20 protein-coding genes are annotated in these 17068 nt (G+C 62.9%); 7 read left to right on the top strand and 13 right to left on the bottom strand.

What is annotated here, in order from left to right; all coding sequences use genetic code 11:
* Positions 1-8: 8 nt before the first annotated feature.
* Positions 9-926, top strand: coding sequence for a VTT domain-containing protein (locus HZ993_RS23800; protein WP_209395160.1), 918 nt, complete (start codon positions 9-11; stop codon positions 924-926).
* On the opposite strand, the gene HZ993_RS23795 is transcribed toward HZ993_RS23800, so the two are convergent.
* Positions 923-1327: a DUF1398 domain-containing protein gene (locus tag HZ993_RS23795; RefSeq protein ID WP_209395159.1), complete on the bottom strand. Its 405-nt coding sequence runs from the start codon at positions 1325-1327 to the stop codon at positions 923-925. The genes HZ993_RS23800 and HZ993_RS23795 overlap by 4 nt on opposite strands.
* Before the next feature lie 43 nt (positions 1328-1370).
* The gene (locus HZ993_RS23790; protein ID WP_209395158.1) at positions 1371-1865 is read right to left on the bottom strand and encodes a MarR family winged helix-turn-helix transcriptional regulator; all 495 of its coding nucleotides are present in this window, start codon (positions 1863-1865) and stop codon (positions 1371-1373) included.
* 123 nt (positions 1866-1988) lie between these two features.
* On the opposite strand from HZ993_RS23790, the gene HZ993_RS23785 reads away from it, so the two are divergent.
* The gene (locus tag HZ993_RS23785) at positions 1989-3101 is read left to right on the top strand and encodes a DNA alkylation repair protein (protein WP_209395157.1); all 1113 of its coding nucleotides are present in this window, start codon (positions 1989-1991) and stop codon (positions 3099-3101) included.
* Here the strand turns inward: HZ993_RS23785 and HZ993_RS23780 are convergent.
* The 3 genes from HZ993_RS23780 to HZ993_RS23770 form a co-directional block, all read right to left on the bottom strand.
* Complete coding sequence (locus HZ993_RS23780; RefSeq protein ID WP_209395156.1) at positions 3093-4319, bottom strand: toxin-antitoxin system YwqK family antitoxin; 1227 nt, start codon at positions 4317-4319, stop codon at positions 3093-3095. The two genes, HZ993_RS23785 and HZ993_RS23780, sit on opposite strands and share 9 nt — an antisense overlap.
* A gap of 103 nt (positions 4320-4422) precedes the next feature.
* Positions 4423-4905, bottom strand: a complete 483-nt coding sequence (locus HZ993_RS23775) for a GNAT family N-acetyltransferase (RefSeq protein WP_245214022.1) — start codon at positions 4903-4905, stop codon at positions 4423-4425.
* A 2-nt stretch (positions 4906-4907) separates the two neighbouring features.
* Complete coding sequence (locus tag HZ993_RS23770) at positions 4908-5369, bottom strand: rhodanese-like domain-containing protein (protein ID WP_209395154.1); 462 nt, start codon at positions 5367-5369, stop codon at positions 4908-4910.
* Positions 5370-5481: 112 nt separating this feature from the next.
* Between HZ993_RS23770 and HZ993_RS23765 the strand changes: the two genes are divergently transcribed.
* The 3 genes from HZ993_RS23765 to HZ993_RS23755 all read left to right on the top strand — a co-directional run bounded on the left by HZ993_RS23765 (position 5482) and on the right by HZ993_RS23755 (position 7758).
* Entirely contained in the window at positions 5482-6945 is a 1464-nt protein-coding gene (locus tag HZ993_RS23765) for a PLP-dependent aminotransferase family protein (RefSeq protein ID WP_209395153.1), read from the top strand.
* A 13-nt stretch (positions 6946-6958) separates the two neighbouring features.
* Positions 6959-7444 (top strand): hypothetical protein, encoded by a 486-nt coding sequence (locus tag HZ993_RS23760; RefSeq protein ID WP_209395152.1) that lies wholly within the window; start codon positions 6959-6961, stop codon positions 7442-7444.
* Between the two features lie 80 nt (positions 7445-7524).
* Entirely contained in the window at positions 7525-7758 is a 234-nt protein-coding gene (locus tag HZ993_RS23755) for a hypothetical protein (protein WP_209395151.1), read from the top strand.
* On the opposite strand, the gene HZ993_RS23750 is transcribed toward HZ993_RS23755, so the two are convergent.
* Positions 7755-8348 (bottom strand): NAD(P)H-dependent oxidoreductase, encoded by a 594-nt coding sequence (locus HZ993_RS23750; protein WP_209395150.1) that lies wholly within the window; start codon positions 8346-8348, stop codon positions 7755-7757. The genes HZ993_RS23755 and HZ993_RS23750 overlap by 4 nt on opposite strands.
* Positions 8349-8406: 58 nt before the next feature.
* Positions 8407-8760: a MerR family transcriptional regulator gene (locus HZ993_RS23745; RefSeq protein ID WP_209395149.1), complete on the bottom strand. Its 354-nt coding sequence runs from the start codon at positions 8758-8760 to the stop codon at positions 8407-8409.
* A 49-nt stretch (positions 8761-8809) separates the two neighbouring features.
* Between HZ993_RS23745 and HZ993_RS23740 the strand changes: the two genes are divergently transcribed.
* Together HZ993_RS23740 and HZ993_RS23735 are read left to right on the top strand one after the other, a co-directional pair.
* Positions 8810-9553, top strand: a complete 744-nt coding sequence (locus tag HZ993_RS23740) for a zf-TFIIB domain-containing protein (protein ID WP_209395148.1) — start codon at positions 8810-8812, stop codon at positions 9551-9553.
* A gap of 20 nt (positions 9554-9573) precedes the next feature.
* Positions 9574-10050 (top strand): TerB family tellurite resistance protein, encoded by a 477-nt coding sequence (locus HZ993_RS23735; RefSeq protein ID WP_209395147.1) that lies wholly within the window; start codon positions 9574-9576, stop codon positions 10048-10050.
* 6 nt (positions 10051-10056) lie between these two features.
* On the opposite strand, the gene HZ993_RS23730 is transcribed toward HZ993_RS23735, so the two are convergent.
* From HZ993_RS23730 to HZ993_RS23705, 6 genes are all read right to left on the bottom strand, one after another.
* Positions 10057-10890: a hypothetical protein gene (locus tag HZ993_RS23730; protein WP_209395146.1), complete on the bottom strand. Its 834-nt coding sequence runs from the start codon at positions 10888-10890 to the stop codon at positions 10057-10059.
* A gap of 15 nt (positions 10891-10905) precedes the next feature.
* Positions 10906-12237 (bottom strand): type II toxin-antitoxin system HipA family toxin, encoded by a 1332-nt coding sequence (locus HZ993_RS23725; protein ID WP_209395145.1) that lies wholly within the window; start codon positions 12235-12237, stop codon positions 10906-10908.
* 8 nt (positions 12238-12245) lie between these two features.
* A complete protein-coding gene (locus HZ993_RS23720; protein WP_209395144.1) occupies positions 12246-12632 on the bottom strand; it encodes an XRE family transcriptional regulator in 387 nt (128 codons plus the stop codon).
* 65 nt (positions 12633-12697) lie between these two features.
* Positions 12698-13690 carry a 2-hydroxyacid dehydrogenase gene (locus HZ993_RS23715; RefSeq protein ID WP_209395143.1) on the bottom strand — a complete coding sequence of 331 codons (993 nt, stop codon included), beginning with the start codon at positions 13688-13690 and terminating at the stop codon, positions 12698-12700.
* Positions 13691-13738: 48 nt separating this feature from the next.
* On the bottom strand, positions 13739-15217 hold the full coding sequence (locus tag HZ993_RS23710) for an RNB domain-containing ribonuclease (RefSeq protein WP_209395142.1): 1479 nt from the start codon (positions 15215-15217) through the stop codon (positions 13739-13741).
* A 212-nt stretch (positions 15218-15429) separates the two neighbouring features.
* Positions 15430-17049 carry an aminotransferase class V-fold PLP-dependent enzyme gene (locus HZ993_RS23705; protein WP_209395141.1) on the bottom strand — a complete coding sequence of 540 codons (1620 nt, stop codon included), beginning with the start codon at positions 17047-17049 and terminating at the stop codon, positions 15430-15432.
* Positions 17050-17068 lie beyond the last annotated feature (19 nt).

Genomic DNA, 17068 nt, shown 5'->3' with positions numbered 1-17068 from the left:
CCTAGCCCATGGACAGCACCTGGATCACCGAACTTTTGCAGCGCGACAGCAATCTGCTGGTCTTTGTCAACGTGCTGCTGCAACAGCTGGGCCTGCCGGTGCCCTCTGTGCCCACCATGGTGTTGGCGGCCAGCCAGTCCACAGGTTTGATGGCGCTGGCGACCATGCTGCTGGCTGCGGTGCTGGCATCGCTTATTGCCGACTGGATCTGGTACGCAGCGGGCCGGCGGTTTGGCTACCGGGTGCTGGCCTTGTTGTGCAAGATGTCCATCAACCCCAGCTCCTGTGTCAACCAGACCGAGGCGCGGTTTACCAAATGGGGCGTGTGGTCGCTGGTGTTTGGCAAGTTCATACCCGGCTTTGCCACCGTGGCGCCACCGGTGGCCGGGGCCTTGGGTATGGCGCCCTCCTCATTCTTTATGGCCTCTGCCGTGGGTGCGGGTTTGTGGGCGGGCATGGCCTTGCTGGCGGGGTATGCGTTTCAGACGCAGATTGATGGCGCGCTGGCGTGGATGTCGGCCCATGGCATACACCTCACGCTGATCGGCATTGCGCTGGTGACTGTTGTTATCGGCTGGAAGTATTGGCAGAAGAACCGGTTCGAGCGGCTGGCGGCCATGCAGCACATGGACATGGACGCTTTCACCCAGGCCCTGGCCGGCCCACGGCCGCCCCACATCATCGACCTGCGCAGCCACAGCCTGGCGTCCGACACAGGTTTTATCCCCAACGCCCACCTGACTGAATACAGCGCGCTGGCCCAATCTTTGGCGGGCGTGGACAAGGACTACCCCATCGTCACCATTTGCGCCTGCCCACAAGATGCGGGTGCGGTGCAGGCAGCGCAAAACCTGCAGAAGCTGGGCTACCGCAATGCCTACCCGCTGCGGGGTGGTTTTGATGCGTGGAAAGCGGCGCAGGCTTAGCTGGGGAAGTGCTCCACATGCACCTCGCCCTTGCGGCCAAAGTAGCTGACGTGTTTGCCACTTATCCACACCAGGTAGCCCACGCAGCCCGCGGCCATGGAGAGCTGCATAAATTCGGGGTAGTGCACCACACCCGCCTGTGCGCCGCGTATGGCGGCCTTTAGTGCCGCAGCGTCAAACGTCTGCGGGATTTCTACACTGGGCGCAGGTAGTGGCACGCTGTGCGCCGCTCCGCTGGGCAGGTAGTAGGTGGTGCTGCGGGCGCGGTAGTCGGCGTAATAGGACTCCACGCCCAGTTGCATCAGCTCGCCCACCTGCTGGCCAAAACTTTTGGCTCCGCGGTGGGACGCATGGGCGATGGCGTTGATGCCTTCGGTGGTGTGGGCGGCGATGGTGGTCATGGTGTTCTCCTGAGAGGGTTAAGTGGTTGGTTGGTTGGTGGCCTTATTCCACCGGCAGTTGCTTGAGCTGGTGGGTGCGTACGATGTCTTGCAACACGCTGGTGAGTTGAGCCCGCAGGGCGGGCTCCATATGACCGAAGAAGGCTTCGTCGTTGTCATCGGCCAGGCGCGCCAGCCGCGGCACCAGTTTGCGGCCCGCGGCGCTGAGCACAATCTGCTGTGCGCGGCGGTCAGCATCCACGGCCGCGCGTGACACCAGTCCTTTGTCTTGCAGGCGGGTGATGATTTTGGAAACTGCCCCCTTGGTCATGCCCAGCGCATCCATCAACTCTGCGGCGGTGGCTTCGCCCGCGTTGTAGAGCTGGCGCAGGGCCACCCATTCCGACACCGACACGCCATTGGCCTCTACCTGGCGTTTGAACTCGCCCGACACATGGTTGGACACAAAACGCAGCCAAAAGCCCAGGTGGGATTCGAGTTGGCTGACGGGCAAGGGAGAGGCTTTGCGGGTGAAGTTGGTTTTGGGTTTAGCGGCCATGGCGCGATTATAGTTTCCACAGAAACTACATGCAAGACATGATGATTGCGCTAGCTGCTGCCGCGTTATCCTCCCAGTCTTGCCCCCAAGAAGTCCTGCACACAGAAAAAGTGGATTTGAAATATGGCTGAACCCCTGATCGCCCAATATGGACCCGACGTACCCCAAGCCATCGCCCGCATGGTGGCGGCGGTGCACCCGCTTTTTGATACGGATGCGTTCTTGCACGACGCACTTGGCGGTTATGACGCGCTGGCGCTGATGCCGCGTGGCAAACATATTGCGCGTACGCTGCACCGGCATTTGCCGGCAGATTTTGGTGAGGCGGTGCGTATTCTGCTGGCGTCTGTTGACCAGCCTCATGGGCGCGCGCCTGGCTTGTCGCTCGCCTCGTTTTTGTTTCTGCCGCACACGGTGTTTGTGTCTGAATTTGGGCTGGATCACTTCGAGCTGTCCATGCAGGCGCAGCACACGCTCACCCAGCGCTTCACGGCGGAATTCAGTATCCGGCCCTTTCTGCAAAAGCACACCGAGGCCACGCTTGAAAAGTTGGCTGAGTGGACGACAGACCCCAGCGAACACGTGCGCCGCCTCGTATCTGAAGGCACGCGCCCCCGCCTGCCGTGGGCATCACGCCTGCCTGCCTTCCAGCGCGACCCAACCCCCGTGCTGGCCCTGCTGGAGCGGCTGAAGGACGACCCTGCGCTGTATGTGCGCCGCTCGGTGGCCAACAACCTGAACGACATTGGCAAGGACCACCCGGACGTATTGGCCGCCACCGCCAATGCCTGGCTGCGCGACGCCACGCCCGAGCGGCGCTGGATCGTGCAACACGCACTGCGCACAGCCGTCAAGCGCGGTGAGCCGGGTGCGCTGGCGGCGCTGGGTTTTGGTGCATCGGCCGATGTGGTGATTGGCCAGCCCAGCATCTCGCCGCAGCCTGCGGTGGTGGGTGGCAAGCTAGCCGTGACGTTTGATGTGACCAACAACACCGCGCAGACCCAGCGGGTGCTGGTGGACTTTGCGGTGCACTATGTCAAGGCCAACGGCAAGACCAGCGCCAAGGTCTTCAAGCTCAAGACCCTGGATCTGGCCGCACACGAGACCCAGCGTGTGGGCAAGACCATTTCTCTGGCCGAGATGACCACCCGCACACACTACCCCGGCTTGCACCGGGTGGATGCGATGCTGAACGGGCGGGCGCAGGCGCTGGGGAGTTTTGAGTTGTTACTTTGAATACGCCTTGCGCGAGCCGTCTTCAAACACTTCGTCGTCACTGAGCAGCTTGCCCGACTCGTCCCACACCTTCTGGCGGGTGGCCTTGCCCTTGGTATCGAAGCTGTCTTCGCGCTCGGGCTTGCCGTTGGCAAAAAATGTCTGGTGCACACCCACCGGGCGTTCACCGTAACGGCCCTCCAGCACGTAGCGACCCTGCGTCTTGAGCTTGCCCTGGTCCGTGTAGCGCTGGGTGTCGCGCATCTCTACCGAGCCCTCCTGCGTGTAGACGTCTTTCTGCTGCGGCTGGCCATTCAAGTAAAAGCGTAACTCGGCCGCCAGGCGGCTGCGTTTGCGGCCATTGCCGTTGTCAACCACCTGGTATTGGCGCTCGGACACCAGGGTGCCGCTGGTATGGAAATCGGCCTCGCGCAGCAGTAGCGCGGGGCGGCCATTTGATACGTCCCACAGCCTTTCGCGACGCTTGCTGCCGCCCTCTGCGTAATAAATGGTTTCGCGCTTCTGCGCGCCGCCTGGCAATAGTTCCTCTTCCAGCTCGGGCTTGCCGTTGGCGAAGAAAGTGGTCGCTTTTTGCTCCACCCCGGCCACCAATACCACGGTGCTGCGCAGCTCTCCTTTGTGGGAGTGCAAGTTGAGGGTGGAGGGAACCCGCTCAAAGCCGCAGAGCTTGGCGTCATTCACGTGCGGGGCAAGCAGCGGCTTGGGGCCACAGCGCAGGCTGGCCAACTGGCCGGATGCGTTGTACTCCACGGCGGCACCTTCGCGTTCATGGTCTGCCACCCACTCGATCTTGCGCTGTTTGCCATCTTCAAACCACTGGCGGCGCAGACCGCGTGCATTGCCCTTGACGTTGGTGAACTCCAGCACCAGTTGGCCATTCTTGGCCCACTCACGCTCCGGGCCTTCGTGCGGGCCGTTGGCGGTGATGGTGAATTCCTTGACGAGTGTGCCCTCACGGTAGTAGCGGCTAAGGCCAATGCTTTTGCCGTCGCGCAGCTCGTACTCGCGCTCCAGCAGGCCGCTGCTGCGGTCCTTGCAGCGCACCATGCCGGTCTTGCCCGCGGTCTCGGCGCCGTTGCTGGTGTTGATGTGTTTGCCTTGGAATTCGCAGTCTTGAACGGCGTGGACTGGCTGGCAGGCCAGGACCAGCAGCAATGTGGCGAGGCCGATGCCGGCTGCGTGTTTCGGGTGCAGGTGTAGGTGGGTGGCTTGCGTCATGGGCTTGATCCTACCAACCTGGCCTTGCAGGCAATTCACGTTCAAGAAATACTATATTTTTAATAGCAAATCAGGTCCATTTCACGGGGGCTAGCGGCACATTTCATTCACAAGCACCCAGCACCAGCGTGTACCGCTGCTTAGGGCTGGCCGTGGCCCCCAGCCGTGCGTAGAAGCGCATGGCGTCCACATTCCACTCTGGCGTCTGCCATTGCAGCGTGCTGCAGCCTTGTGCACGCGTAAAGCCCAACACCGCCTGCACCAGCAGCTGGCCGCCACCCTGGCCGCGGGCGGCGGGGGCCAGGTACAGGCAGTCCATGTGTGCAAAACGCTGGCCGCTGAGTGTGGCGAAGTCCAACGTGGCGCTGGCATAACCCACGGCGTTGCCACCCTCCCCGTCCAGCAGCAGCCACGCATGCAGTTGCCCCCTGGCCAACGCCCTGTGCAAGCGCTGCGCATGGCCATCTGCGCTGTAGGGCAGGCGCTCATAGGTGGCATGGTCTGCGCACAGCGGGGCCAGCGTGGCGGCATCTGCGGGCACGGCCGCGCGCACCACCCATGCGGTCACCGCCTTGCAGCCTGCCATTGTTAACACGCGCACTCGATGGCGGGGGCATCCGCGGGCATGGCGCCGGGTGCGCTGCCGGTGGCCACTGGCTGGCCGTCGCGCATCCAGAAGTCCAGGCCGCCCAGCATCTCCTTCACCGTCAGGCCCAGCGCGGCCAGCTTGTAGGCGCCCTTGGTGGAGCCGTTGCAGCCTATGCCGTCGCAGTAGGTCACATAGACCTTGCTGCGGTCCAACTTAGCGGTGCTGGCAGCGTCCATGGTGCGGTGCGGGAAGTTGATGGCGCCGGGAACATGGCCTTTGACATACAGCTCGGGCGAGCGAGTGTCGATGACAACCAGCGCGTCAACGCCGTTGCGCAGGTCTTCGGCCACGTCCCAGGCGTCGGCGTGGAAGCTGAGTTTGTGGCGCATGTAGTCAGCCGTATGGGCTGGGCTGGCGGGTGCGAAGGCAAGCACTTGGGATGGGGCGGTGGTGGTTGTCATGGTGAGGATCTCCGGTTGCTTAGTTGAAATCAGTCAGCCTTGCGGCCATGGATGCAGTGTAAAAGGCTGTGGACTTATCATTGATACCAATTTATCAACACCGATAAGACCAATGAAAGCAGCACAACCCAGCCTGTGGATGGGCCTGATGGACGCCACCGCCCGCCCCGGCATGGGCCTGCGCGAACGCCTGTGTGCCGCGCTACGCGACGCCATGCGCAGTGGCGCGCTGGCTGCTGGTGCGCGCCTGCCCGCCACGCGGGTGCTGGCGCAAGACCTGGCCTTGTCCCGCGTGACGGTAGAGGCAGCCTATGCCCAACTGGAGGCCGAGGGTTATGTGGTGCGCCGCACCGGCCAGGGCAGCTTTGTGGCGCTGCAGGCCGATACTGCCGCAGCACCCACACGGCGGCGCAGCGCAGCAAAGGGGGCACTGGCGCCCACCGCCCTGTTGTCCCGCCGTGGCCAGGGCATGGTGGACACGGGCGGGTGTATGGAGCCCATGCGCCTGCAAGCCTTCGCCGCAGGCAGCCCGGACCTGCGCGCCTTTCCACACACGCTATGGCGCCAATTAACCACCAAACGCCTGCGCCACAGCCCTGAGGCGCTCATGCGGTATGGCGACCCGCAGGGCCGGGAGGACCTGCGTGAAGCCATCGCCCAGTACCTGGTGGCCTCACGTGGTGTGCGTTGCACGGCCGCACAGGTGCTGGTGCTGACCAGTTCACAACAGGCGCTGCAGTTACTGGCCACCCTGCTGCTGGACCCCGGCGACCGCGTTTGGATGGAAGACCCCGGCTACCGCGGCGCACGCACCGCCTTTGCCGCCAGTGGTGCACAGCTGGTGCCGCTGCCGGTGGATGGCCAGGGCCTGGTGCCCGATTTCAACCTGCCAGCCCCACGGCTCATTTACCTGACGCCTACCCACCAATACCCCACGGGCCACACACTAAGCCTGCAGCGGCGCATGGCCCTGGTGGACTATGCGCAGCGCCAGGGCTGCTGGATCGTGGAAGACGACTACGACAGCGCATTCCTCTACGACGGCCGCCCCACACCCAGCCTGCAGGGCCTGGACGATGGCGGGCGAGTGGTCTACATCGGCACCTTCTCCAAGACGCTATTCCCCTCGCTGCGCATCGCCTATGCGGTGCTGCCTGAGGCATTGGTACCGCCCATGGTGACCGCGCGCAGCGTGTACGACGGCCATGTGGCCCAGCTGGCCCAGGCGGTCACGGCCGATTTCATGGCCCAAGGCCACTTTGCTGCCCACCTGCGGCTGATGCGCCAGCTCTACCGCAGCCGGCGCGACCTGTTGCTGGACCTGATACAGCGCAAGCTGCCGTGGGCGCAGCCCCTCAACAGCACAGGCGGCCTGCAGATCAGCGTGACCCTGCCGCCGGGCAGCGAGGCCCACCTAAGCCGACAGGCCGCAGCACTGGGCATCGCCACACCCAGCCTCAGCAGCCTGCACAGCCAGCCCTTGGGCGAAGACGGCTGGCTGCTGGGCTATGCTGCGCTGCAGCCCGCCGAGATAGAGTCCGCCGTGGCGGCACTGAGCCAACTGAAACATCCTTGAGGGAAGAACCCGCATGCCATTCACACCCCTGCACATGGGCCCCGGCCTGGCGGTCAAAGCCGTGATGCACAGAAAATTTTCATTGATGGTGTTTGGCTGGTCACAGATCGCCATCGATCTGCAGCCGCTTCTGGCGATGACAACCGGGCTGGTGGAGCTGCATGGCTTTTCACACACCCTGCTTGGTGCAACCCTTGTAGGCTTGCTGAGTGGTGCAAGCGGCAAACACCTGGGCGAATGGGGTCTGCGCATACTGCGCGAGCCGCGCCACCTGCCGATCAGCTGGGGCGTGTCGTTTGGCAGTGCGTTTATTGGCACCTACAGCCACGTGTTCATTGACAGTGTGATGCACGTGGATGTGTTTCCGTTCTCGCCATTCGACCTTTCCAGGCCTTTGCACGCCATCATTTCCATTGACACGCTGCATGTGCTCTGTGTGGTGCTTGCGGTGGTGGGCGGGCTGGTGTGGTGGGTGGTGGACCGGCTGCGGCGACGCTGACGCCGGTGTGCTGCCCCATGTGCGTTATCCCACAGACCACGCACGGTACGCGGCATGTAATGGGCATTTAGGAGACGACCATGACCACTCTGCACGCCACGATCAATGACCACGTGACCTACCGACCCGGTGACGGCGCGCCCATCGTGATTCCGCAAGGGCCGGTGGAGATTGAACTGTCTGCCGACAGCGCCACGCTGAGCTGGCTGGAAGAAAACGACACCGCCGGCGTGACCGCCATCCCCCTTACGCAGTACAAGGAATACCTGGAGCAAAAGCGCATCACGCTGGCCAAGCCAACCACGTCCGTCTAAAGCGCCGCCCCCATAGCGCCAGCCTTTTGCAACCAGCCCCCGCGCTGTTCCGCCGTAGAGTGGATGATGGGTCCTAACATCAAAGTCTTGGTCGGGCGAATGCCGCAAAACTCCAGCGTGGTCTTGCGCATCTGGTGGATGGCGGGCATGCGGTAGACCCAGCGGTAGTACCAGGGCGGCGTGTCCATGGGCACCAGCAGGTGTGCGGTGCGCCCTTTGAGCAGGGGCACCGGGAACGGTGACCCCTTGTTGAACTTGTAGGCCCAGCCGGATGTAAAGGCGCGGTCCAAAAATCCTTTCAATAACGCGGGCACGCTGCCCCACCACACCGGAAACACCCAGGCAATGTGCTGCGCCCACAGGATGTTGTCTTGTGCCGCCAGCAGGTCCGGCTCCAGCGCCTGGTGGTGGGGGTTGCTGCCATGCAGCAGGGCGTCAAACCGCAGATCACCCAGGCGCAACACACGCACGGTGTGGCCAGCCGCCTGTGCGGCCTGGGCATAGGTGTCGGCCACGGCCGCGCTGAAGCTGGTGTTGGACCCATGGCCCAGGATGACGAGTACGTTGTGGGGAGCGTTGTTGGCAGACATTGCGATGGGGTTCTGTAGACAAGGAACCCCAACCATAAGTCTGCCCTCAGGGACAGAGTCAAGCCAATTCGGCGCAGGCGCGGATCTCGATGTTGATTTCCTGCAACTGCAGGTCCAACTGCTGCAGGCGAACAATCTCCTGGGCAATCTCGGCACGGCGCTGGTCCACCTGCTCGGCCATGGTGGCCCAGTTGGGCTCGACCTTGCCACCGTCCATGGACGCACCCACGTCCGCCAGCTTGAAGCCCATGGCCTGGGCCTGTTTGATGAGGCGCACCTGGGTCACATGCTGCTCGGTGTACACGCGGTAAGCACCCATGCGCACCACACGGCCCAGCAGGCCGAGGGACTCATACAGGCGGATCGCCTTGGGCGTGGCGCCAGCGCGTTTGGCGAGTTCACCGATGTACATGGGCAAGGGCTCCGGCAGTCAGGGGGTTGAAGGGCATTAGGATAGCGCCATGCCCCACCCTACCACCACCTGCCCCTCCTGCCGCGCGCCCATGCACCTGCATACACTGCCCGGCAACCACGGCCACACCGTCGAGCTGGACCTGTGCTTCCAGTGCCAAGGCATGTGGTTTGACCCGCAAGAAAACCTGAAACTGACACCCGCTGCAGTGGCCGAGCTGTTTCGTCTGTTGCATGCGCACCGTGGCGACGCCCACCATCCGCTGGCCAACAAGCTGGATTGTCCACGCTGCCGTGGCGGTTTGACGCAGGGCTTTGACCTGGTGCGTAGCGGGCGATACATCACCTACCGCTGTGGCAACGGGCACGGGCGCTTCAGCCCTTTTTCGTCGTTCATGGTGGAGAAGGGTTTTGTGCGCCAACTGACCCGCCCGGAGATAGAAGACATTGCCAAACGTGTGGCGGTGATCCACTGCACCAGTTGTGGTGCGCCCGCAGACATTCGCAAAGACGCCGCCTGCACACACTGCCGCTCGGCCTTCTCTTTGCTGGACCCCAAGGCGGTGGAGAAAGCGCTGGAGGGCTATGCCCATGCCGGCAAGGGCGCAGCGCCCGCCACCACCAAGGCGCCCGACGTGGCCGACGCCCTGATCATGCTGGAGCGCGACAAGCAGCGCGCCCTGCGTGAGCAGCAGGCACAAAGCGGCAGGCTGTTCAGCACCAAAGACTCAAGCTCGGACGTGGACCTGTGGTCCATAGGCATTGCGCTGATTGCCAGCGTGCTGGACGATTGAAGTACCACGAACACAACCCTATGCTCAGCCCCATCAAAAACCTGTTAGCCCAATTTTTCAACCCAGCCGAGGCCGACCAATCACCGGCCTTCAACGAGGCACACGGTCTGCAACTGGCCACTGCCGTGCTGCTGGTCGAGGTCATGCGCTCGGATGCCAACAGCAGCACCACAGAACGCGCTGCGACCGTGGTGGCACTGCGCAACAAGTTCGCGCTGACCGATGATGAGCTGCAGCATCTGCTCGCCAAGGCGGAACACACGGCCAAGGACAGCAACGACTACTTTCGTTACACCAGCGCGATGAACGCGCAGTTCACCCAAGCCCAGAAAATCCAGGTGGTGGAATACATGTGGCAGGTCGCCTATGCCGATGGGCACCTGGATGCCCATGAAAACCACGTGATCAGCAAAGTGGCAGGCTTGTTGCACGTCACCCACGGTGAATACATCGCCGCCAAGCTACATGCCAAACAGGCGGCTGGGCTGCAGGGCTAGTACTTGCTACTGTCGCGGCCGTACCAGGCCCGAAATCAGCAACACAACTGCAGCGACCGCCGCGGGAAACCAGAGCAGGAAGTACGGTGGCGGTTCGCGCTCGGGGGTGAACCGTGCACGCACCGAGGCATTGGGGTCTTTGTCGCCCGTCCATACCGTGGTGGGGGCTTTGGCTGCGAGTACCGCTGGCAGCGCGGCCCTGCACTCCTGCAAGGACGCATAGAAGACTTTTTGGTACTCGGTGTCCATGACCTGCGGTGGCTTCTGTTCGGGGCCACAGTCGCTCAACCGACACTGGGTCTCTGGTACCCGCACACGGGTCGATTGGCTGGAAAATGTGTAACCGATAGCCATGTGCGGCCCCACCCCCCTTTTGCTTCTATCGACGCAGGTGGCGCTGGTGAACTGGCCCACGACGGCTACGGGGTTGGGGATCTCGTTGGATATGTGGTCGTGCCAGAACGCCGCCCCGCCCGCAGCGACAAAGGCTAGCGCCATCAACTCTATGGCGTAGCCTCGTTTGGGTAGGACTTGACTCCCTTGGCTCGCGGCGGCAGCGGCAGCGCGGCGGCGACCCAGCAGGTAGTCAAACAGCAAGTAGCCGGCGATGACCACAGGCGCGGCAACCATCCGATACCGAAATATTTCGTGTTCATCGAGAAGGCTCCAGTCTTCTACGCCGGACAGCGCGATAATGATCATCATGCTGCCAAGCACGACCACGCTCACCGTCGCCACTTTTATCGCGAAGCCGATGACGGAAAACACCTTTTCGCCGCGTGCTGCAGACGCTGCAGCATCGGCACTCGATTTCTCGCTTTCGCTGTCAATGGGTGACATGGATTTTGTCCTCCTTTAACGAAACGCCTTGGCGCCACCACCGGGCCTTCGCTTCGGCTTGACGCTACCGCTATAGACATCCGCGTTGAATGACTGCCGCTGCGCCAACAAGTCCGGCGCATCGATCAATGCCGCCACTTCCACGATGTCGGACTCCGTCACGCCCAGCGCCCGAAAGTGCGTCTGCCATCCATTGACCACGGCGATGATCCCGGCGACTGCATGGGCAGCATCCAGCGGGGACAGGTTAAAGGATTCGGCCCCGCTCATGGCCTCTGCCAGACTGGGCTCACGGCTGGTCTCCGACACCATGAACTGGTGGGCCAACGCACCGGAACCGGTGGGCGCTACGTCGTACGCGGGGCTTAACTCCAGCTTCATCGTGCGACCGTTGGTGTGGCACAGCAGGGCATGGTTTTTTTCATGGTCGTCGGTATTGGCAACCAGAATGTTGAAGACCATGCGCCTGAACAGCTCCTGCAACTGCGCGTCCAGCGTGCGCGGATCGGCAGCACGCCGCAACGCGCGGGCCAGTTGCGGATAGCCGAATTCGGGGTCCATGCCCTCGGGCACTTCCGCGCGCAGCAATGTGCAGGCCGAGATGCTGTGCACACGCTTGCCCTGCGCACGGTCAAAGCGTTTAACGGCCAGAGCATGCTCGGCGTTCAGCGGGATGGGCATGGTCTGCGCCACCTGTATGCCCGCCTTGTGTGCCAGCGTCATGGTGGCGTGCTCGACCAAGGGCAGATCGAAGGGTTCTGCATTGAAGAACTTCAGCACCCACTCTTCGCCTTCTATGGCGATGACCGCCTTGGGCTTGGCTCCGCCCAAGCTGCCGCCAGCGCCAACCAGGGCGCGTTGTTGGGCCTGCAGCTCGCCCTCGCCCGACTCGATGATCTGCACCGCTGCATTGAGGTCCGCAGCGTCCTCCAGACGCGGCAAGCTGCGTTGCAGGAATGGTGTGTAGGCACTGCTGGATGGGCACACGCCGATGGCACCAAAACGTTCATCACCCGCAAAGTACAGGTTGTCAAACACCGTAGCGCCGGGCTTGTACAAATACCGAATCACTTTTTCGCCCCAGCGGTCGGGGCGGGCATCGTCCAGCGCGCCGGGCGCTCCTGGCAAACGACCGTTGCGGTGCACGGGGGTGAAAGTTTTTGGCTCCAGCGGCATGTCGTCACTCAGCGCAAAGCCTGAGTTCAGCCAGGTCTGGTCGTATTGCAGACCTACATCGCCATTGCTTTGTCGGATGATCTCGCCAATGAGTTGTGGATGCTGCGGGTCCGTCAGCATCCAGGCATAAAGCCTGTCGGGAGATTTTTGATGGGCCGGCTTTGTGGACATGGCGAGCCCTATTGCTCCGCAGATGGTTCAGCGGCCGGTTTCTTGACCACGGCCCTGGTTTTGTGCGCCGCCTTGGCGCGCGCCTTGCCCAGGTCGATGGCTTGCTGGATATCAAGCTCCAGCGCGCCCTTGTCAAATTCGGGTGACGCAATGCGTGCCAGCTCCCCATCGCGGCCAATGAGCCACAAGGCCGTGGCGTAGATACCGATGGACACCGCCGGGTCGCCAGACTCCATGCGCATCAGCGTCGGAATGGAAACCCCTACCCGCTTGGCGCGCGTCGCCAAGGACTCCTTGCGCCTAACCCGCGCAACCGCCAAATGCGAGCCCAGCGCCTCCAAAGCCCGCTGGGTCTGCGGGGGGAGTTTTGACAGGGCGGCGGCTTGTTTTGGCACAATTTATAAATATAGATTTTATCAATTTAAGCACTATCGTCAATATCTATATTAATAATTAACCGCTATACCGATACCGGGTACAGCGGTTTGCCCGTCGCCGCAAAGGCATTCAGATTGGCCAGTGTGGTGCTGGCAATGGCCGCCAGCGCATCTTCGGTAAAAAAACCCTGATGGCCGGTCACCACCACGTTGGGGAAGGTGAGTAGGCGGGCAAATACATCGTCCTGTATGCCGGCGCCAGACAAGTCGCGGAAGAACAAACCGCCCTCCTCTTCATATACATCCAGCCCCAGGCTGCCCAGCGTGCGGGCCTTTAGAGCGGTTATGGCTGCTTGGGTGTCTACCACCGCGCCGCGGCTGGTGTTGAGCAACATGGCCCCGCGTTTCATACCGGCAAAGGCGTCGGCATTGATCAAGTGGTGGGTGTGGGGTGTGAGGGGGCAGTGCAGGCTGACCACATCGCTGCGCGCCAGCAGCTCGGGCAGGGGCACGTATTGCACCCCCATGGCAATACAGGCGGGGTTGGGCGTAGGGTCTGTCGCCAAGAGTGTGCAACCAAAGCCGGTCATCAGGCGGCAAAAGGTCTCACCAATCCGCCCCGTGCCCACCACGCCCACGGTGCGGCCATGCATATCAAAACCCAGTAGGCCATCCAGCGCAAAGTTGCCCTCGCGCACACGGGCATAAGCGCGGTGGATCTTGCGGTTCAGCGTCAGCAACAGGGCCAGCGTGTGTTCGGCCACGGCATGGGGCGAATACTCGGGCACGCGGCACACAGCCATACCCAAGGCCTGCGCGGCCACAAGGTCCACCTGGTTGAAGCCCGCACAGCGCAACACCACTAGGCGCACGCCCAAGGTGTACAGGGCTTGCAGCACCTTGTGGTCCAACTGGTCGTTGACAAACACACACACGGCCTCTGCCCCCGCTGCGGTGGCCACGGTGCTGGCATCCAGGCGCGCTTCCAGAAAATTGAAGCTGTGACCGCCGAAGCCCGGGCTGCGCTCCAGCGCCTGGCGGTCATAAAGGCGGGTGCTGTAGACGGTGACGTGCATGGTGATTTACTTCAATTTTTATAGCATTTCAATGAGATAAAACGGGGGCTATAGCCCGATTTGCTCAAAGTCGATAAAGCCATGTTCGACATTGGTGGCCACCAGCTTGACGTGGACCTTGTCGCCCACCCGCAGCCCACTGGCACCCCGGATCATCTTGCCCTCCGCAGGAGGGTTCAGCAGGCGAATCCATACGCCGTCTGCCGCGTGGCCGGTGACGAAGGCGTCAAAACGTTGGCCTATGCACGACTCCAGAAGCAGTGCAGCTTCGGACTTGCGCATCTGGCGCTCCACCTTCTGCGCCGCATCTTCCTGGCGTGTACAGTGCACGGCCAGTGCGTCCAACTCAGCATCGGAATAGGGTGACGGTTGTTTGGCCAGGGCCGCCTTGAGCAGGCGCGCGGTAATCAGGTCGGGGAACCGCCGGTTGGGTGCTGTGGAGTGGGTGTAGTCGGTCACGGCCAGGCCGAAGTGGCCAATGGGCATAACGCCCGGCGACTCCAGCACATATTCGCCCCGGCCCATCAGCTTGACGATGACCAGCGACAGATCGGGAAACCGCAGGGGGTCGGCACGGCGGCGTTTGGCCAGAAAATTTTCCAGCGCCTTGGAATCAGGATCGGAAGGCAAGACCTCGCCATACTCCTTGGCCACGGCCACGATGCGCAGCCACCGTTCAGGTGACCGCACCACACGCCGCAGCGATGCCAGCCCTTGCCCCGCCAGAAATCGGGCGGTACAAGTATTGGTGGCAATCATCACCTCTTCAATCAGCTGGCGGGCACGGTTGTGATCTTGCAGGTGGATGTCGGACACACGTTCCCCATCGAAGGTAACGCGTGGCTGAAAGCTCTCGAACTCCAGCGAACCTTCGCCGTGGCGGCGCGCCCGCAGTTGTTGGGCCAGAGCGTCCTGCGTGCGCAACTGGGCGTCCATACCGGGCACGGCAGCTGCGGCAGCGGGCAGGTCACCCTTGCCATCGAGCCAGGCGCTGACCGCGTCGTAGGCCAGCTTGGCCTGGTTGCGCACGCGGGCGCGGTAGATGGTGGAGCCTGCCAGTGACGCATCGGCGTTGAACACCATCTCGGTCACCATGGCCAGGCGATCCTGCTGCGCGTTGAGCGAGGTCAGGTCGGTGGACAGGCGCTCGGGCAGCATGGGGAAGATGCGGGCCGAGGTGTAAACCGAGGTAGTGTTAGTGCTGGCATGGTGGTCGATGGGCGTGTCGCGTGGCACCAGGGCGTCCACATCGGCAATGGCCACCCACAGGCGAACATTGCCGTTGGGCAAGGCCTCGGACACGGTGAGCTGGTCCAGGTCCATCGAGTCGTCGTTGTCGATGGAGCACCACATCAAGGCGGTCAGGTCGTGGATGGCGGGGTCGTTGTCTACACCCGGGCCGGTGATGGTGGACAGTTGCTGCTCCACGCGTTGCGAGAACTCGGGCAACAGGCCGCGCTCGGTCATGGCGTGGATGGCAATGCGAACCAGGTCGCTGCGGTGGTGGGAGAGGTGTTTGGCGTGCATCGGGGCAATATACGCGGTGTACGCGCTGCTGCGGTTGCGTTGACCGGGCTCAAGCCCTCCTATACCTTCAAATCCAAGCCCCCGTGAGCCGCCCACCGTAAAAAATACCTGAAAAAACTTACCCATGCCCTCTGTGGGCTAGGTTGTGGATAAGCGTGTTCACAAGCCGCGAAACCCGCGCCGGGCTTGGCTGCCCAGACCGTGCCTTGTTTTTAAGCGGCTGTGGAATGGGTGATTTTTTCGGCCGGCGACTGTGTTACAGCAGTGCTGACGGAAACGGGCCGCAACGCCAAGCCACCGTGCACATGCCGTACCTGCGCAAAGCCTTGGCTGCGCAACCACTGCGCGGCCACGAGGCTGCGCTTGCCGCTGCGGCACACCAGCACCACCGGCGCCGCTTTGGTGTCTAACCAGCTTGCTGGCAATGTGGTCATGGTGCTCAGGGGGACGTTAATGGCAGCCAGGGTCCCGTAGCGCATGCCCCGACTGGCCTGGTGTTCTGTGGCCTCTCGCACATCCAGCAAGCGGGTCGTGGGGTGGCGGGCCAAAAAGGCTCCCAGCTCGTCCCACTGCAGGGTCATGGCGGCAATGTCCTGCGCGGTACAGGGAACATCCAGCGCAGCGGCGCCACAAGACGGCGCATCGTCGTCGCCCCGGTGCAGGGCCAGCAAGGCCTCGCCGCAGCGGGCAATGGCGGCACAGGCCGCTTTCACCAGTTGTGCGCTGGCCAACGGCCCTATCGACAGGCGCACGGCTGATGTGGTGCGCCACGCGGGCAGGCCCATGGCCTCCAGCACATAACTGGGCGCCGCCTTGGCCGCACTGCAGGCACTGCCGGCGCTGACACGCAATCCGGCCGCGTCAAACACGTCCAGCATGGCTTTGCTGCTGATGCCCGGCACCGAGAAGTTCAACGTTGTGGGCAGGCTGTGCGCCAGCGGCACATTAAAGACGATGGCCGGGAAAGCGCTTCGCAAGGCTTGCTCCAACTGGTCGCGGTAGCCGCGCAGTGTGGCATGGCTGGCAAAGGTGTTGCCTTGTTGCAAGGCTTCGAGCACGGCGCCCAGGGCGGCAATGCCGGGCATGTTTTCCGTGCCGCTGCGCAGTCCGCCTTCTTGCCCGCCACCGGCCATCAGTGGAGTGAATGGCGCGCCCCGGCGCACGTACAACATGCCAATGCCCTTGGGCGCATACAGCTTGTGGCCGGAGAACGGCGCATAGTCTATGCGGCTGTGCTGCAGGTCCAGGTCCATCTTGCCCAGTGCCTGCACACAGTCCACCAGCCACAGGGCCGGGCTGTTGGACTGGACGAGCATGTCTTCGATGGCGGTCAGGTTGGTGATGACACCCGTTTCGTTGTTGGCGGCCATGGTGCACAGCAGGGTGGTGTGGGGCAACCATTCGGCCAGGGTTTGCAAATCGTGCTGGCCTTCGGTATCCACCGGCAGAGCGCGCAGCTCCAGCCCTAGTCCGAGCACGTTGTTCCAGTGCACCAGCGCCTGCGGCACGGCCTTGTGTTCGGTGGCGCCGTACACCAGCAAACGGGGCCCCTGCCCGGCACCACGCTTGCCCAGTGCACACAGTGCCGACAGCACCGCCGTTTGTATGCCTTCGGTGGCACCGCTGGTGAAGACCACATGGCCGTCGCCCGCGCCCAATAACTGCGCGGCAGTGGCGCGGGTCTGGTCCAGCAGGGCCTTGGCCACGATGCCGTGGGTGTGGCTGCTGCTGGGGTTGCCAAACTGTTCGCGCATGGCGCGGGTGGCGGCAGCTACAGCGGCGGGTAGCACAGGGGTGGTGGCGTTGGAGTCGAGGTACAGGGTATGGGGCATGGCCGAAAGTGTAGAAAGC

The sequence above is a fragment of the Rhodoferax sp. AJA081-3 genome, from assembly GCF_017798165.1.
Classification (GTDB): Bacteria; Pseudomonadota; Gammaproteobacteria; order Burkholderiales; family Burkholderiaceae_C; genus Allorhodoferax.
This window is presented reverse-complemented; position numbering and strand designations above follow the sequence as displayed.

Bases quoted from the DNA above. Each gene is read 5' to 3' on its own strand.
- HZ993_RS23800 (WP_209395160.1), top strand. From the start codon at position 9: ATGGACAGCACCTGGATCACCGAACTTTTGCAGCGCGACAGCAATCTG.
- HZ993_RS23795 (WP_209395159.1), bottom strand. From the start codon at position 1,327: ATGACCACCATCGCCGCCCACACCACCGAAGGCATCAACGCCATCGCC.
- HZ993_RS23790 (WP_209395158.1), bottom strand. From the start codon at position 1,865: ATGGCCGCTAAACCCAAAACCAACTTCACCCGCAAAGCCTCTCCCTTG.
- HZ993_RS23785 (WP_209395157.1), top strand. From the start codon at position 1,989: ATGGCTGAACCCCTGATCGCCCAATATGGACCCGACGTACCCCAAGCC.
- HZ993_RS23780 (WP_209395156.1), bottom strand. From the start codon at position 4,319: ATGACGCAAGCCACCCACCTACACCTGCACCCGAAACACGCAGCCGGC.
- HZ993_RS23775 (WP_245214022.1), bottom strand. From the start codon at position 4,905: ATGGCAGGCTGCAAGGCGGTGACCGCATGGGTGGTGCGCGCGGCCGTG.
- HZ993_RS23770 (WP_209395154.1), bottom strand. From the start codon at position 5,369: ATGACAACCACCACCGCCCCATCCCAAGTGCTTGCCTTCGCACCCGCC.
- HZ993_RS23765 (WP_209395153.1), top strand. From the start codon at position 5,482: ATGAAAGCAGCACAACCCAGCCTGTGGATGGGCCTGATGGACGCCACC.
- HZ993_RS23760 (WP_209395152.1), top strand. From the start codon at position 6,959: ATGCCATTCACACCCCTGCACATGGGCCCCGGCCTGGCGGTCAAAGCC.
- HZ993_RS23755 (WP_209395151.1), top strand. From the start codon at position 7,525: ATGACCACTCTGCACGCCACGATCAATGACCACGTGACCTACCGACCC.
- HZ993_RS23750 (WP_209395150.1), bottom strand. From the start codon at position 8,348: ATGTCTGCCAACAACGCTCCCCACAACGTACTCGTCATCCTGGGCCAT.
- HZ993_RS23745 (WP_209395149.1), bottom strand. From the start codon at position 8,760: ATGTACATCGGTGAACTCGCCAAACGCGCTGGCGCCACGCCCAAGGCG.
- HZ993_RS23740 (WP_209395148.1), top strand. From the start codon at position 8,810: ATGCCCCACCCTACCACCACCTGCCCCTCCTGCCGCGCGCCCATGCAC.
- HZ993_RS23735 (WP_209395147.1), top strand. From the start codon at position 9,574: ATGCTCAGCCCCATCAAAAACCTGTTAGCCCAATTTTTCAACCCAGCC.
- HZ993_RS23730 (WP_209395146.1), bottom strand. From the start codon at position 10,890: ATGTCACCCATTGACAGCGAAAGCGAGAAATCGAGTGCCGATGCTGCA.
- HZ993_RS23725 (WP_209395145.1), bottom strand. From the start codon at position 12,237: ATGTCCACAAAGCCGGCCCATCAAAAATCTCCCGACAGGCTTTATGCC.
- HZ993_RS23715 (WP_209395143.1), bottom strand. From the start codon at position 13,690: ATGCACGTCACCGTCTACAGCACCCGCCTTTATGACCGCCAGGCGCTG.
- HZ993_RS23710 (WP_209395142.1), bottom strand. From the start codon at position 15,217: ATGCACGCCAAACACCTCTCCCACCACCGCAGCGACCTGGTTCGCATT.
- HZ993_RS23705 (WP_209395141.1), bottom strand. From the start codon at position 17,049: ATGCCCCATACCCTGTACCTCGACTCCAACGCCACCACCCCTGTGCTA.